General features: G+C 38.1%; 16 protein-coding genes. 8 read left to right on the forward strand and 8 right to left on the reverse strand.

All coding sequences use genetic code 11. The annotated features are described in order from the left end of the window. Positions 1-371 precede the first annotated feature (371 nt). Positions 372-896 (reverse strand): YecA family protein, encoded by a 525-nt coding sequence (locus ACSC97_RS07180; protein ID WP_004908396.1) that lies wholly within the window; start codon positions 894-896, stop codon positions 372-374. A gap of 72 nt (positions 897-968) precedes the next feature. Beyond that, positions 969-1,175, reverse strand: a complete 207-nt coding sequence (locus tag ACSC97_RS07185; RefSeq protein ID WP_004908399.1) for a PA3496 family putative envelope integrity protein — start codon at positions 1,173-1,175, stop codon at positions 969-971. Between the two features lie 353 nt (positions 1,176-1,528). On the opposite strand from ACSC97_RS07185, the gene rpoD reads away from it, so the two are divergent. The 7 genes from rpoD to ACSC97_RS07220 all read left to right on the forward strand — a co-directional run bounded on the left by rpoD (position 1,529) and on the right by ACSC97_RS07220 (position 8,835). Beyond that, positions 1,529-3,412, forward strand: coding sequence for an RNA polymerase sigma factor RpoD (gene rpoD / locus ACSC97_RS07190; RefSeq protein ID WP_004908401.1), 1,884 nt, complete (start codon positions 1,529-1,531; stop codon positions 3,410-3,412). 151 nt (positions 3,413-3,563) lie between these two features. Further along, a complete protein-coding gene (locus ACSC97_RS07195; protein ID WP_004950773.1) occupies positions 3,564-3,851 on the forward strand; it encodes a YbeD family protein in 288 nt (95 codons plus the stop codon). A 129-nt stretch (positions 3,852-3,980) separates the two neighbouring features. Beyond that, positions 3,981-4,727: a hypothetical protein gene (locus tag ACSC97_RS07200; RefSeq protein WP_436660110.1), complete on the forward strand. Its 747-nt coding sequence runs from the start codon at positions 3,981-3,983 to the stop codon at positions 4,725-4,727. Next, a complete protein-coding gene (gene lipB / locus ACSC97_RS07205) occupies positions 4,714-5,370 on the forward strand; it encodes a lipoyl(octanoyl) transferase LipB (RefSeq protein ID WP_436660112.1) in 657 nt (218 codons plus the stop codon). The genes ACSC97_RS07200 and lipB overlap by 14 nt, the downstream gene beginning before the upstream one ends. 81 nt (positions 5,371-5,451) lie before the next feature. Next, complete coding sequence (locus ACSC97_RS07210) at positions 5,452-5,985, forward strand: hypothetical protein (protein ID WP_004908410.1); 534 nt, start codon at positions 5,452-5,454, stop codon at positions 5,983-5,985. Position 5,986: 1 nt separating this feature from the next. Then, the gene (locus ACSC97_RS07215) at positions 5,987-7,171 is read left to right on the forward strand and encodes an iron-containing alcohol dehydrogenase (RefSeq protein ID WP_004908412.1); all 1,185 of its coding nucleotides are present in this window, start codon (positions 5,987-5,989) and stop codon (positions 7,169-7,171) included. A gap of 251 nt (positions 7,172-7,422) precedes the next feature. Next, on the forward strand, positions 7,423-8,835 hold the full coding sequence (locus ACSC97_RS07220; RefSeq protein ID WP_436660115.1) for an APC family permease: 1,413 nt from the start codon (positions 7,423-7,425) through the stop codon (positions 8,833-8,835). Positions 8,836-8,884: 49 nt separating this feature from the next. Here the strand turns inward: ACSC97_RS07220 and ACSC97_RS07225 are convergent, their stop codons facing one another. Beyond that, complete coding sequence (locus tag ACSC97_RS07225; RefSeq protein WP_436660117.1) at positions 8,885-9,442, reverse strand: flavodoxin family protein; 558 nt, start codon at positions 9,440-9,442, stop codon at positions 8,885-8,887. A gap of 119 nt (positions 9,443-9,561) precedes the next feature. On the opposite strand from ACSC97_RS07225, the gene ACSC97_RS07230 reads away from it, so the two are divergent. Beyond that, positions 9,562-9,951: a winged helix-turn-helix transcriptional regulator gene (locus ACSC97_RS07230; protein WP_234856964.1), complete on the forward strand. Its 390-nt coding sequence runs from the start codon at positions 9,562-9,564 to the stop codon at positions 9,949-9,951. 40 nt (positions 9,952-9,991) lie between these two features. Here ACSC97_RS07230 and ACSC97_RS07235 read toward each other — a convergent pair whose 3' ends face one another. From ACSC97_RS07235 to lolA, 5 genes are all read right to left on the reverse strand, one after another. After that, the gene (locus tag ACSC97_RS07235; protein ID WP_436660119.1) at positions 9,992-10,465 is read right to left on the reverse strand and encodes a tRNA (cytidine(34)-2'-O)-methyltransferase; all 474 of its coding nucleotides are present in this window, start codon (positions 10,463-10,465) and stop codon (positions 9,992-9,994) included. 89 nt (positions 10,466-10,554) lie between these two features. Beyond that, positions 10,555-11,928, reverse strand: a complete 1,374-nt coding sequence (gene cysG, locus ACSC97_RS07240) for a siroheme synthase CysG (RefSeq protein ID WP_436660121.1) — start codon at positions 11,926-11,928, stop codon at positions 10,555-10,557. 70 nt (positions 11,929-11,998) lie between these two features. Continuing rightward, positions 11,999-13,270 (reverse strand): serine--tRNA ligase, encoded by a 1,272-nt coding sequence (gene serS / locus ACSC97_RS07245; RefSeq protein ID WP_243483127.1) that lies wholly within the window; start codon positions 13,268-13,270, stop codon positions 11,999-12,001. Between the two features lie 114 nt (positions 13,271-13,384). Next, a complete protein-coding gene (locus ACSC97_RS07250) occupies positions 13,385-14,140 on the reverse strand; it encodes an RsiV family protein (protein WP_436660123.1) in 756 nt (251 codons plus the stop codon). A 111-nt stretch (positions 14,141-14,251) separates the two neighbouring features. Then, entirely contained in the window at positions 14,252-14,947 is a 696-nt protein-coding gene (gene lolA, locus ACSC97_RS07255) for an outer membrane lipoprotein chaperone LolA (RefSeq protein WP_004908434.1), read from the reverse strand. Between the last annotated feature and the right edge of the window lie 109 nt (positions 14,948-15,056).

Below are 15,056 nucleotides of genomic sequence, written 5' to 3' on the forward strand. Positions count from 1 at the left end.
AGGTGGTTGACTTGCAAATAAGAGTCGATATTTTGAATAAATTTACTCAACTTGGTACAGCTAAAACGGTGGCTGTTGCATAAATATCTGAAGATTAGAACAACTCTACCTTTTGTCTATTTGTGCAACAAAGCCGGTATGCAAAGCAATGCCTTAAATGACTTGAGAATAAAAAGCGTCTTAATTGAGATGTTTAGAACCAAGAATTAATTAGTTGCTGGGCTTATTAAGTGTCAGTTTAATCTTTTCTCAAATATAAAACATTCAATCTAATCGATCAAAATATAAATTTAAAGATATAAAAAACGCCCATTATTGGACGTTTTTTATATCAAATTTCATCAACTTAATAAGCTGATAAATACAACATATTAGGCTGGAGTATGATACATGAGATAGATTTCGTTCAGATTATCTGGAATTTCTTCTGCTAACTCATCCATCAATTGACCATTACGACGGAAAGACTCCATCTGAGGATCTTCTTCATCAATACCGCTGAAGACCATTATTGGTAAAGTTAAGTCTACAAGTTGCTCTTCAAACTCAGGTGTAAACCAAGCATCCTCGTTCAAGAACATTGCATCAACGAAACCTACACTCCAATCACCCAAACTTGATTCAACGTCTGCTTCTTCGATTTCAAAAGGAAATTCGATTCCGTTTTCGTTTGCCAAGTCTTGTCTTAGAGACTCTAACCATAACTTAACTTGTTCAACGATTTCGCTAGGAACTTTCTTTTGATTATTATCAAAAAGTTCTTCTAACCAACGATCAAACTTTGGACCTACGGCTATTGCACACAGAAAACCATGAGTCGCTGCAAAATCCAGACCGTATTCGTTTTGATCACCGTCAAGATAATTACTCAATAAGTCTAAATCTAACGTACTCATTCTTTATCCAAATTTTAAAAATATTTCGTCAACAGCATAACATTTTAAGACTTAAAGTCTCAGAAATTTTGCTCAGTCTTCGTCGTCGAGATCATCGTCGTCGAAATCATAATCAAAATCTTTTAATTCTCGTTCTAAACGACGTTGAGCCAATAGATCATCAATCAAACGGCGCTTTTCTAATGATTCTTTGGCGCTGATTTTTCCTGATGACTCATCAAAACCAACATCATCATCGCCGTAGTTATCATCATCTAATTCAAAATCTGTAGAAGACACTAACACTACCTCTAACAATGAAAAATATAAATGGGTCTAGCCGCTATTTATCTTTCTTCAAATACCTTGTCAAGTTTTATTTAATTTTTTTGCTATAAATCGGTGATTTGTACTTTTTTTCAGCGCTTTTTTTGTGTATTTATAGATGGAGTGCAACAACAATGAAATATAATCACTTTCAATGGACTTGCTGCTTGAAAAAATAATACTCAACCCCATATCCAACAAACTACCGTGAAATCAAACCTATTTTTTTATTTAATACAAACGGATCAAATCCAAAACATTCGACGTGAATTGTGCTATCATGCACGGTTTTTCACCGCCACAGATTCAACAAAGAGTAAGCAAAGATGAGCGATATGCATTCCCCTACTTCTCAAGTAGCGGCTCTGATTAGCCGAGGCAAAGAACAAGGTTACTTAACTTACGCTGAGGTTAACGATCATCTCCCGGACTCGATTACAGAAAGCGAACAGATTGAAGACATCATTCAGATGCTTCAAGACGTTGGTATTCCTGTGCATGAACGTGCGCCAGAAACTGACGATGCGATGTTTGGCGAATCGACTGAGGCTGCTGATGAAGTTGCAGAAGAAGAAGCTGCTGCAGTATTGGCTTCAGTTGAAAGTGAGCCTGGTCGTACGACTGACCCTGTTCGTATGTATATGCGCGAAATGGGTACAGTTGAACTTCTTACTCGCGAAGGCGAAATCAGTATTGCAAAACGTATCGAAGAAGGTATCCGTGATGTTTTACACTCGATCGCTTACTGGCCAAATGCTGTTGAAGTCGTTTTACAAGAATATAATGATTTTTTAACTGGCGAGCGTCGTCTTGCCGATATTCTTTCTGGCTATTTAGATCCAGAAACAGATGATGATATTCCAGAAGTACTGGAAGAAGAAGCTGTGCTTGAGGATGCTGAAACTCCAGCAGCACCAGCAAAAGATGTAAAACTCGACGATGATGATGAAGATGAAGAGTCTGAAGGTGATGATGATTCTGAAGGTGATTCAGGTCCTGATCCAGAAGTCGCAAAAGTTCGTTTTACAGAATTAGAATCTGCCTGGAATGACACAAAAGCGATTATTGAAAAACACGGTCGTAGCAGTGAAGAAGCGAAAGCAGCGCTTGAATCTCTAGCAGCTGTGTTCATGATGTTCAAATTTACTCCACGTTTATTTGACATTATTTCAGAAATGATTCGTGGCACACATGATCAAATTCGTGCAAATGAACGTGAGATCATGCGTTATGCTGTACGTCGTGGTCGTATGGATCGCAATCAGTTCCGTACAACGTTCCCAGAGCAAGAATCAAATCCGGCTTGGTTAGATGAACAGATTGCTAAGGCACCTGCTGAAATCAAACCACACCTTGAAAAAGTTCGCCCAGATGTACTTGCATTCCAACAAAAGATTGCTGACATCGAAAAAGAACTAGATCTAAACGTTAAAGAAATTAAAGATATTTCTAAACGTATGGCAGTAGGTGAAGCAAAAGCCCGTCGTGCTAAAAAAGAAATGGTTGAAGCCAACTTACGTTTGGTAATTTCGATTGCGAAAAAATACACGAACCGTGGTTTACAATTCCTTGATCTCATTCAAGAAGGTAACATCGGTTTGATGAAAGCCGTAGATAAGTTTGAATACCGTCGTGGTTATAAATTCTCGACTTACGCTACGTGGTGGATTCGTCAGGCAATTACTCGTTCTATTGCCGATCAAGCGCGAACTATTCGTATCCCAGTACACATGATTGAGACGATCAACAAGATCAACCGTGTATCTCGTCAACTTCTTCAAGAAATGGGTCGCGAACCAACACCTGAAGAATTAGGCGAACGTTTAGAAATGGACGAAGTTAAAGTTCGTAAAGTACTTAAAATCGCCAAAGAACCGATTTCGATGGAAACACCAATCGGTGATGATGAAGATTCGCATCTTGGTGACTTCATTGAGGATTCAAACATCACTTCACCAGTGGATGCTGCGACCTCGGAAGGCTTAAAAGAAGCGACTCGTGAAGTACTTGAAAACTTAACTGAACGTGAAGCAAAAGTTTTGAAGATGCGTTTTGGTATTGATATGCCAACTGACCATACTTTAGAAGAAGTAGGTAAGCAGTTTGATGTAACGCGTGAGCGTATCCGTCAGATTGAAGCGAAAGCGTTACGTAAACTTCGCCACCCTTCTCGTTCTGAACACTTACGTTCATTCTTGGAAAACGACTAATATTGAGTGTGTTTTACTCAAAAATCAAAGCTCTAACAGCGCATTCTGTAGGCTTTGATTTAGGGGTTGAAGTCTAGTGCTTTGTCCCCATTAATGTATTAGATCATAAGCGCCTGCACTGATGCAGGCGTTTCAAATTAAGAGGTTGCTCATGTTAGACCGCACTCCTTCTCGTGAATTGCAAGAACATCTTTGGGTTTTCCCAATGGACTATCCAATCAAATTGATTGGTAATGCAGGGGATGAACTTCGAGTGGCTGTTGTTGATATTTTGCAGAAGCACTTCCCTGAGTTTGATGGTGAAACAGTTACTGTTCAAGCATCTCGCACAGGTAAATATCATTCTTTAACTGCGCAATTACGCTTTGAAGAATTAGAACAAGTTCATGCACTATATGCTGATCTTGCTGCCTGTCCATTAATTAAGACAGCGCTATAATCAAGGAATCCAAAATACGAAAGTGTTTTGGATTTTTTATGTATGCAAATAAAACCTCTGATCAGTTAAACCATTCATAACACTTCTATATTATTCTTTCTTTTTCGATTTATGATTGCGAAATAGCTGATGAAAACGCAACGAATTTTACTATCATTATTTACGGTATTTATCCCATCTATCAGTGATGCGAAAATAGCAACTTTTTCATGGCAAAATGAGCTGTGTGAATATAAAGGAATTTATGACACCAATAAATTTACAGTTAAACAATTAAATGACACGATTAAAATGATGCAATCACGTCATTCGACACAATTAAATAGTAAATCTTATGCCTTCCACCCAGATGACATTGCTAAGATCAATTTAATTGCAATTCAAGAAGAATACAAAGTACAGAAGAAAGCATTAAATAATCTACACCCCTTGCCTATTAAAGAATTTCAGCAACTCAAAAATGATCTTATTCAAAATCTAGATCAGGAATACCAACATAATTATTTGACAGCTCTCGCATTTACACTGCCTACGAAGTTACTCACTTCGACTTTTGCACCACAATGTTTAAACCAAGCCAAGGCTTTAAATGCACAAGATAAGCTATCACTGATTAACAATGCCAAACTTTCTCTGCAACGTGAAAATCAATTAGAGTTAAAATTAGGTAATGATCCACAATTTCTCATGAAACGCAGCAAAGATTTTGATATTAAATTGAAAAGCAAAAATGCAGTTCAATATGCTCAAATTCAACTCATTCGTGAATGGTCGAATTGCGCAAATTCACATGAAACGACAAACGACCAGTTAGAGCAGATTTTCCGCAAAAAAGTATTTATTCAATCAAAGGAAGTTTATTGTGACGAACCTTGATAAACCATCCTTAATCATTCGATGTTTTCAGGATCTACAAGATTACACGATACGATTTGAAGCGATGAAAGATTTTACAACTCATCGTGATGAAACAACACCTGATGAGCTTTGGCTACTCCAACATCAAGATGTTCTAACTCAAGGACAAGCAGGTAAACCAGAACATATTCTCATGCATACTCAACTTCCTGTTGTGCATACAGATCGTGGTGGTCAAGTGACGTGGCATGGTAAAGGACAATTGGTTGCCTACTTCCTGTTTGATCTTAATCGTTTGAAATGGCATGTCAGAACTTTAGTTAGCTTCGCTGAACAAGCGATGATCGATTTACTCAAGAAATACGATATCAATGCTTATGCCAAACCAGATGCCCCAGGAGTCTATGTTGATGGACGTAAGATTGGGTCTTTAGGTTTTAAAATTAGAAAAGGAAGGAGTTATCACGGGCTTGCGCTAAATATTGATTGTGACCTAAGTGGTTTTCAAACCATTAATCCTTGTGGATACGCAGGTTTAGAAATGGTACGCTTACAAGACTTGCTTGAAGATTATCCAAATTTCGAGCAGCTCTGTAATGATTTCGTTGAATATTTTAAAAATGCAGATTTGTTTAATGACCTTGAAGTCAAATCTGAATAAATTACTTTTAAAATCTAGAGAAATAAATTAGAGTAAATACTCTAAATTTGCTTTTGCATAATTTTAACAAGGGATACGCAAGTGATTTCGACCAAAGCAGTGAAGCCCACTTTGCAATTTGCCTACGTAAAACTCATGATGGACGTTGTTGGTCGTGGTTTAGTAATGGCAAGCCAAGTGGACAGTGAAGTTCAAGAGGAAGTTTCTAAATTTCCTGTGGGCTTTATACTCTCGATGAATGTTTTTCCTAATGGTCCTGCATTTATCGCTCGGGTAACAGAAGAAAAACAATTAGAGCTATTACCAAATTATAAAGGTAAGCCTGATTTAACCATTACATTTAAGCATCTGACTCATGCCTTCTTAGTTTTTTCTTTCCAAGAAAGCACAGCTCAAGCCTTCGCAAATGACCGAATGATTGCAGATGGTGATGTATCAAGTGCCATTCGCCTTGTCCGTTGCTTAAATAAAATGGAAGCACTGATCTTACCTAAGTTAATTGCTTCACTCGCAGTAAAACGCTACCCAGCCGAATTGACATTAAAAGAAAAATTCACGGGTGCTAAAAATATTTACCTTAAAGTCGCTAAATCATATTTCCAACGGAGTGCTTAACATGGCTAAGCCTTATTACGAATTTTTCTGCCCTGTAAAAGTAATTGCTGGTAATGCCGCGTTAGAGCATATCCCTTTTGAACTTGCAACTTTAGGTGCAAAACGCCCAATGATCATTACTGACAAGGGTGTTCGCGCAAATGGCTTATTAAATCCAATTGAAGCTGCTTTCAGTACGACTGATGCTGTTATTGGTGCAATTTTTGATGATGTACCACCAGATTCAAGCTTAGAAGTTGTTCGTTTAGCAGCAGAACTTTATCGCAAACAAAAATGTGATGCGATTATTGCAATTGGTGGTGGTTCAGTTATTGATACCTCTAAAGCTACTAACATTCTGGTATCTGAAGGTGGTAATGATTTACTACAATACTCAGGTGCACATAACCTATCAAAACCATTGAAACCGTTCTTCGTGATTCCAACGACATCTGGCACGGGTTCAGAAGTAACAATGGTTGCTGTTGTTTCTGACTTAGAAAAGAACGTAAAAATCCCATTTACGTCATATTATCTAATGCCACATGCTGCGATCCTTGATCCACGTATGACTCAGACCTTACCACCGCATCTTACAGCTATGACTGCAATGGATGCGATGACACATGCTGTTGAAGCCTATACGTGCTTGGCTGCTAACCCTTTAAGTGATGCTTATGCAAGTGCTGCTATCAAAAAAATCAGCGAAAACTTGTTTAAAGTTCTAGATAATCCTAGTGAACCACAAGGTCGTTTAGAGCTTGCACAAGCATCAACAATGGCTGGTATTGCATTCTCGAACTCAATGGTTGGTTTAGTTCACTCTCTAGGTCATGCTTTAGGTGCAGTAGCTCATCTGCCTCACGGTCTATGTATGAACTTGTTCTTGCCATATGTGCTTGAATACAATAAAGAAGTAAATGGCAATAAGATTGGTGAATTATTGCTTCCATTAGCAGGCGCTGACATTTATGCTCAAACCCCTGCAAATCAACGTGCAGATAAAGCGATTGCTACAATACTAACGATGCGTGATCGTTTATTCAGCTTAACTAAGTTACCTCGCAATTTGCGTGAAACTGGTAAAGTCACTGAAGCTCAACTTGATGATGTTGCAGAAAAAGCGCTGAATGATGGTTCAATCATTTTCAATCCAAAAGAAGCAAGCTTAAAAGATCTACGTGCTATCTTGCAAAAAGCTTGGTAATTAATTGATTTAGATCATAAATCATGCAGAAAAAGCCCTGATCATATAAAGTGATCGGGGCTTTTAAAATTTAGGTGAACTTTTATTCATCTTTTTTTCTCCACAATTGGCAAAAAAATTGCTAAAAAAAGCATAAAAGTACTGACAATGAATACCAATTTAGGATAGATTGGCGGACTTCTTTTTTCTGTAGGGGGGATCATTTCGTCTCAAATGATCCTTAAACCATAGCTGATCCTTGATCAACGATTATGAGGATAACGCCGTTGACAAATATCTCTGGGACTCAATCGGCAGCTAAACTGCAAAAAACGCTAGGTCTCTGGCACATTATCATTATTGGTTTAGCTTATATTCAACCTATGACTTTGTTTGACACTTTTGGTCTAGTATCAGAAGAAAGTCATCATCATGTTCCTACCTCATACATAGTGGCCTTAATTGCAATTTTGTTCACATCTTTGAGCTATGGTCACATGATTCGCCGCTATCCATCGTCTGGTTCGGCATATACCTACGCGCAAAAATCCATTCATCCCAATGTTGGTTTTATGGTAGGTTGGTCATCTTGGTTAGATTATTTACTCTCACCAATGGTCAATATTATCCTTGCAGTGATTTATCTTGAAGCATTATTTCCAGGTGTAAATCATTGGGTTTGGGTTATTGTTTTGACTGCGTTCATGACTGGCGTAAACTTACGTGGCGCCAAGTTTGTTGCTAATTTCAACAGCATGATTGTTTTAGTCCAGCTGATTGTGATTGCTGTATTTACCTATTTGGTTTATAGCAAATTACAAATGGGACTTAACGCAGAAGGACCAATAACAGCAGAAACTCGCTATCAGCTTTGGAGTCTTGAACCATTTTGGAACGAGTTAACCTCAGTTGGCGCATTAATTACTGGTGCAACCTTACTTTGTTTCTCGTTTACAGGGTTTGACTCTTTAAGTTCACTTGCAGAAGAAACCAAAGATACCGAAAAAACGCTTCCAAAAGCTATTTTCTTGACTGCTCTATTTGCAGGGATCGTGTTTATCATCAGCACATATTTTATGCAAATTTACTTTCCAAATGATCCTAAAACTTACTTCCAAGATGTCGCAGCAACACAGCCTGACATTTTGCTCTTAGTTGGTGGCTCATTGTTCCAGTCTTATGTTCTTGCTTTTGCAATCGTGACAGTAATGGCATCTGGTATTTCTGCGCATGCAGGGGTATCGCGCTTGATGTATGTGATGGGTCGTGATGGCGTGATTAATAAAAAAATCTTTGGTCATATTAGTCCAAAGAACTTTACGCCGTCATACAACATCATGATCGTAGGTGCAGTCGCGCTATGTGCTGGATTTATGAGCCTTGATACCGTTATTTCATTGATCAGCTTTGGTGCTTTAACTGCATTTACGTTTGTCAATTTATCGGTTATTTCTCGTTATGCATTACGTGATGGACGAACTAAAAATCTTAAAGATATTTTAAACTTCGTTGTGATTCCTTTAATGGGATTCATCAGTATCTTTGCATTGTGGTTAGAAATTGAAGATACCTCACTAAAATATGGCTTATGGTGGGCTATGTTTGGTGTGTTATACCTTGGTTATAAAACTAAAGGCTTCAAATATTCTGCACCTCAGCATAATGAGTTTGATGATAAACTTTAATCAACATCATAAAAAAAGGCGCTTCATGCGCCTTTTTTATTATCATCTATTAAGATGCATGAATTTTTTCAACAATATCTTTAACTCGTTTTGCATAGAGCTTAGCTGTTTCCAAATCACCTGAAGGAATTTCATCAACACCTGCATCTGATGGAGTTTGTAATAATAAACCAACAGAACCACCTAAATTGTTCACATCCTCACGGGTTGCTGTTTTAGTATTTGCTGGTAATAAGCCTAAACTTACCCAAATTCCACCATGTTGAGAGGCTAAAGTTTGTAAATGGATTAAGGTAACTTGTTTATCACCATTTAAACTTGCACTATTGGTAAAACCTGCAAAAACTTTATCTTTCCAGCCCTGTGTAAACCAGATTTTAGAAGATGCATCAGCGAATTTCTTAAATTGCCAAGGCGCTGCTCCCATATATGTTGGTGTACCAAAAACGATCCCCTGTGCTTGATTTAGCAGCTGCCAATCTTGTTCTGAAATATCACCATTTTGATCAATTTCGATTAAATCTGCTTGTATGCTTTGAGCAAATGTTTCAGCAATAACTTTCGTATGTCCATAACCAGAATAATAAACCACAGCAATGTTTGACATGAGAGAGTCCTTATAATTTCAAAAAAGTTCGATTTAATGATATATTTTAGAAACTAGGTGTCAATTAGTTACCAATTGGTAACTATGTTGCTATTCGCATTAAATACTGGGTTAAAAAGATGAATACCGCTTTAAAATATAATATTTATCAACAACATTGCCCTGCTCGGTTATTTTTTGAAAAAATTGCTGACAAATGGGTTTTACTGATTATCAATGTCCTCGCAGACGAAACTCAGCACTTCAATCTTTTAAAGAAAAATATTCAAGGTATTTCACCTAAAGTACTGTCTCAAAAACTAAAAATGCTAGAGAGAGATGGATTTATCCAAAGACATGTCCAAAATACCTCTCCAATACGTGTTGATTATTCATTAACATCATTAGGACATGAAGTTGCCAAAATGGCATTTCAGTTAAAAGATTGGGCTGAAATGAATATTGAAAAAGTGATATCGGCTCAACAAAAATTTGATTCAAGCCCCAAACAAGAAAACGACTTAAAGTAAATCACTTTAAGTCGTTTTAGCACTTGAGCAATAAATTAAACTAGACTAGAACTTTAAATCCTTGTTGACGCCAAGCTTCATAGACAATAACAGCAGTTGCATTAGATAGATTTAAACTTCTTGAGTTTTCAGCCATTGGTAATCTTATCCACTGCTCTTGTGGGAACATCATTCGGACATGCTCAGGCAAACCTCTAGTTTCAGGTCCCATCAATAAAGCAACTGGACGATTGAGATCAACTGTATGTGGTGTCGCACTGCCCTTGGTCGTCAGTGGAAAGACATGCTCAACACCTTTAGATTTGAGATCAACAAGACACAACTCAATATTGTCCCATATCAACATTCTTGCCCATTCATGATAGTCCAAACCTGCGCGCTTCAATTTTTTATCATCTAGCTCAAAACCTAAAGGTTTGACTAAATGTAGCTGAGCACCTGTATTAGCGCATAAACGAATGATATTACCTGTATTTGCTGGAATCTCAGGTTCGTATAGGACCACATGAATCACAAATTTTCTCTACTTTTCATAATCCCTCCTAGTCACCCTTTGAAAAAGAGAGGAACTCACTCTCTTTTTAAAGTGGGATTAGGAAAGATTTATTGCCATTTTAACTGTTCTCGTAGGCTCACAACTTCACCAATAATAGTTAAAGTCGGTGCTACGATATGATGTTCAGATACCTTTGTTGCAATATCAGCCAAAGTTCCAACAACAACTTTTTGTTCAGGCGTTGTACCTTTAGAAATCAATGCAACAGGCATCGTTGGACGTTGACCATGTGCAATGAGTTGCTCACAAATGCGTTCTAATCCGACCAAGCCCATGTACAGAACTAAAGTTTGGTTTTCATAGACCAATTCACTCCAAGGCAACTCAGGTGAACCTTCTTTTAAATGTCCTGTTAAAAACCGCACACTTTGCGCATAATCACGATGAGTTAACGGAATCCCTGCATAAGCGGAGCAACCTGAAGCCGCAGTAATCCCTGGCACCACTTGGAATGTCACATTGGCTTCAACCAATTCTTGAATCTCTTCACCACCACGCCCAAAAATAAATGGATCACCACCCTTTAGACGGCAAACACGCTTACCTTGTTGTGCATATTCAACTAACAAAGCATTAATGCCTTCTTGCGGAACAGAGTGATTTGAACGTGCCTTACCCACATAAATTTTTTCAGCATCACGACGACACAAATCTAAAATCGGACCTGAAACCAAACGATCATAGATCACAACATCCGCTTGTTGCATCAAACGCAACGCTTTTAATGTCAATAACTCTGGGTCACCAGGTCCCGCACCAACGAGATATACTTCACCTTTAGGTGCAGACCATTCAGTTAGAGCTTGCTGGATCAGTTGGTTTGCAAGCTCAAGATTGTCATTGAAAACTTGTTCTTTTAGAGGACTTGCATATAAATTTTCCCAAAAGATACGTCGCTCATCTGGGTTAGAAATTTTTTCTTTAACTTGCTTACGGCATTGTCCAGAAAACTCAGCGAGTTTACCCATCCCGTGCGGCACAATAGTTTCAATCTGTGTACGCAACTGTCGAGACAATACTGGCGATGCCCCATTAGACGCAACAGAAATCACTAAAGGTGAACGATCAATGATTGCAGGTACCATGAAACGGCAATTAGGTATGTCATCAACACTATTGACTAAAATATTGCGCTGCTCACAATGATCAAATACGGCTTTATTTACATCCGCTTGGTCTGTCGCAGCAATCACTAAACGATAGCGAGTATCAAGTACAGATTCTGAGAAGCTTTCTTGGATATACTGACCCGTTGATTTCTCAACTAAAATCATCAAATCAGGTTCGATCTCAGGTGCAACCACATCAATGATTGCACCTGCTTTGATCAATAAACTTGCTTTACGATAGGCAATACGCCCACCGCCTACAATCAGACAACGTTGCTGTTGCAACTTTAAAGAGATTGGAAATATTTCCACATCTAGCCTCTTCTATATTTTCTATCTGATTGAACTAAAGCAAAAACTATGCACAAAATCGATGCATGTTTTAATCAATGAAGCTTACGCCGCCCATATATGGACGTAAAACTTCTGGAATCTCGATTGAACCATCTGCACGTTGATAATTTTCCATTACCGCAAGCAAGGTACGACCCACCGCAAGACCTGAACCATTCAATGTATGCACCAATTCGATCTTCTTCTGATCTACACGATAACGCGCTTTCATACGACGCGCTTGGAAATCACCCATATTTGAACAACTAGAGATTTCACGATAGGTATTTTGGCTCGGTACCCACACTTCGAGGTCATAAGTCTTAGTTGCGCCAAAGCCCATATCACCACCGCAGAGCAAAATCTTACGGTATGGCAGACCAAGTGCCTGTAAAATGCCCTCTGCATGTGCAGTTAATTCTTCAAGTGCCTGCATAGAGTGCTCAGGCTTAACAATTTGCACCATTTCGACCTTATCGAATTGATGCTGACGAATTAAACCACGGGTATCACGACCATAAGAACCAGCCTCACTACGGAAACATGGTGTATGTGCAGCATATTTTAACGGTAAACGATCTGTATCAATGATTTCATCGCGCACAAAGTTAGTAATCGGCACTTCGGCAGTAGGAATCAGGTAGTATTCCTTTTCACCTTGAAGCTTGAATAAATCCTCTTCAAACTTAGGTAATTGTCCTGTACCACGTAAAGTATCTGCATTTACTAAGTAAGGTACATAAGCTTCGGTATAACCATTTTTAAGCGTATGTGTATCTAGCATGAATTGAGTCAAGGCACGTTGCAAACGAGCCAATGGACCTTTCAACACGCTGAAGCGAGAACCTGTTAGTTTTGTTGCAGTCTCAAATTCAAGACCACCCATCCATTCACCGAGATCAGTGTGATCTTTAATTTCGAAATCAAACTGGCGTGGTGTACCCCATTTCAAGATTTCTAAATTGTCACTTTCATCTTTACCTTCAGGTACAGATTCATCAGGCAAGTTTGGAATCGCCAGTGATTTTTGTTCTAACTCAGTTTGAAGTTCTGCCAAAGCAACTTCAGCAGCTTTGATTTCGTCACCAATGGCAGACATACGTGCCATGATTTCGGAAGCATCTCCACCAGACTTTTTGATTTGACCAACTTGTTTAGCACCCGCATTGCGTTCAGCTTGTAAATTCTCAGCTTTTGACTGCAATTCTTTACGGCGAACTTCTAAATCAGCCCATTCTTGCGCATTAAGCTGAACACCACGTTTTGCTAAAGCAGCGTTCACTGCTTCAATATTATTTCTGAGTAATTTTGGGTCAATCATAATCAATCATGAATAGAGAAAAAACTGGCTATAGTGTAAGGCTTTAACCCAAAAAAATACAGCGATAGACAACAAAGACTCAGCACCTACACATGTTGAGATGCTGAAAATCAATTAATTTGGTTCTTTTGGTAAACTTGGTAAATATTCAGCTTTAATAAACTGTTTCGCTGCATAATAGGGCAACGTTAACTCACTCATTCCTTCAGCATAAGATGCAAGCTCATATAAAGGATAGACAAAAACAATACCATTCACTCCATAGTAATAATTGTCACTGAGCTGTAAATCTTGTTTTTTAATATTATGATCTTCTAACCAGTTCTGATTAGACACATATAGTTCGTCACGCAGTTTGGTATTCATCTCAGGTTTAATCAATTCACTGACAGTGATATGTTTTTTATTAGAAAGATCAAAATTCACAAACTCTTGATGTGACATACCATGTGCTGCGCCCGCAGAATATGAATACGACTGAATCGCAAATGTCGCTAAATTATAATTTTGTCCTATAAAACGAATGTATGTACTACTCTCACTCAATGAAGGTTCATCTGCAGGAACTTTAACTTTCTGATCAGGAAGATTAGCAAAAGCATTCGGCTCAGCTTTTTTCATACGATTGACAAAATATTCATCGATCCATTTTTGATTGGTTTCGACGGTTTGCAAATCATAATTGGTACAACCATCCTCCAAACAAACTTTTTGCTTGGGAAGCTTAACTGGAATTACTTTTGCTTGAATTAATGGTATGTCTAATTTTGCAGTTTCTTTGGATGACTCTTGTTTAGGTTGGCATCCGACTAAAGCAACAACTATAAGAATTGGAATAAGTTTTGATAATTGTGAAGTATTCATCGTCATGCAAGTCTCTGATGTTTTTCTTCACTATACAAAGCCTTGTAAGGATATAAAATTTAAAAATGTATCTTTCAGACAAGAAAAAGCCGCAAATATGCGGCTTTTTTTAACTGATTACTGATCAATAATATCTGTACCTTTAGGTGGTGCAAAATTAAATACTGATGCAGGGATCTTTGGATTGACTTTAATGTTACTGAATCGTACATAAGTCGTTTGACCTAAAGAATCCTGTAAAATCATAAGGTTTGGTGCTTTATTTGCACCAAAACTAATGGTCATGCTTTGGAAAGCACTGTCCTCTTGTTTTGGATACAAAGTGTAATATAGTTTAGTGCGGTCAGGCTGCGTCACACGATAAGACTGCATGATCTGATTGGTATTGCCTGATAACAATAATGCTGGTGTATTGGCAATTTGATCATCTAAACTCTGACGAACAGCTTGTTGTAAATCTGGATCATAAATCCAAACAAGCTTACCTGTGGTCACAATGGTCTGCTTCGCTGGGCTAGTCGTTTCCCAATAAAACTTTCCAGGACGTTCTACTTTCATTGTACCTTTGAAAGTTTGATTCATATGTTGTGCAGTTAAGCTTTTATTTTTGCTCGGCTTACTGTTCGTAACTTTTGTAGTTTGTTCAAAATCTGCTGTTAAACGTTGCAAGCCAGATAACTGCTTCACCAAACTTGAGGTTGCTTGCTGAGCAGATGCTGCTGTTGGTGCAGCAGATAACTGTGTACTCACAACTGGAGCCAGTGTCATTGCACCAATTGTTGCAGCATATGCCATTTTTTTTACGAAATTCATAAAATGAACCTTCTATCAGATTTCTACTGTTATGACGACATCTTACTGTTTTTGATCATTAAAAAAATGAAGAAAAGCACAGGTTTTGTGTATTTCGTGTCGCAAAGTT

This window comes from Acinetobacter sp. P1(2025) (assembly GCF_051390655.1).
Lineage (GTDB): Bacteria > Pseudomonadota > Gammaproteobacteria > Pseudomonadales > Moraxellaceae > Acinetobacter > Acinetobacter junii.

What these genes read in the sequence shown, in the direction of transcription:
- ACSC97_RS07180 (WP_004908396.1), bottom strand. Translation starts at nt 896, where the DNA reads ATGAGTACGTTAGATTTAGACTTATTGAGTAATTATCTTGACGGTGAT.
- rpoD (WP_004908401.1), top strand. Translation starts at nt 1,529, where the DNA reads ATGAGCGATATGCATTCCCCTACTTCTCAAGTAGCGGCTCTGATTAGC.
- ACSC97_RS07195 (WP_004950773.1), top strand. Translation starts at nt 3,564, where the DNA reads ATGTTAGACCGCACTCCTTCTCGTGAATTGCAAGAACATCTTTGGGTT.
- ACSC97_RS07200 (WP_436660110.1), top strand. Translation starts at nt 3,981, where the DNA reads ATGAAAACGCAACGAATTTTACTATCATTATTTACGGTATTTATCCCA.
- ACSC97_RS07215 (WP_004908412.1), top strand. Translation starts at nt 5,987, where the DNA reads ATGGCTAAGCCTTATTACGAATTTTTCTGCCCTGTAAAAGTAATTGCT.
- ACSC97_RS07220 (WP_436660115.1), top strand. Translation starts at nt 7,423, where the DNA reads ATGAGGATAACGCCGTTGACAAATATCTCTGGGACTCAATCGGCAGCT.
- ACSC97_RS07225 (WP_436660117.1), bottom strand. Translation starts at nt 9,442, where the DNA reads ATGTCAAACATTGCTGTGGTTTATTATTCTGGTTATGGACATACGAAA.
- ACSC97_RS07230 (WP_234856964.1), top strand. Translation starts at nt 9,562, where the DNA reads ATGAATACCGCTTTAAAATATAATATTTATCAACAACATTGCCCTGCT.
- serS (WP_243483127.1), bottom strand. Translation starts at nt 13,270, where the DNA reads ATGATTGACCCAAAATTACTCAGAAATAATATTGAAGCAGTGAACGCT.
- ACSC97_RS07250 (WP_436660123.1), bottom strand. Translation starts at nt 14,140, where the DNA reads ATGACGATGAATACTTCACAATTATCAAAACTTATTCCAATTCTTATA.
- lolA (WP_004908434.1), bottom strand. Translation starts at nt 14,947, where the DNA reads ATGAATTTCGTAAAAAAAATGGCATATGCTGCAACAATTGGTGCAATG.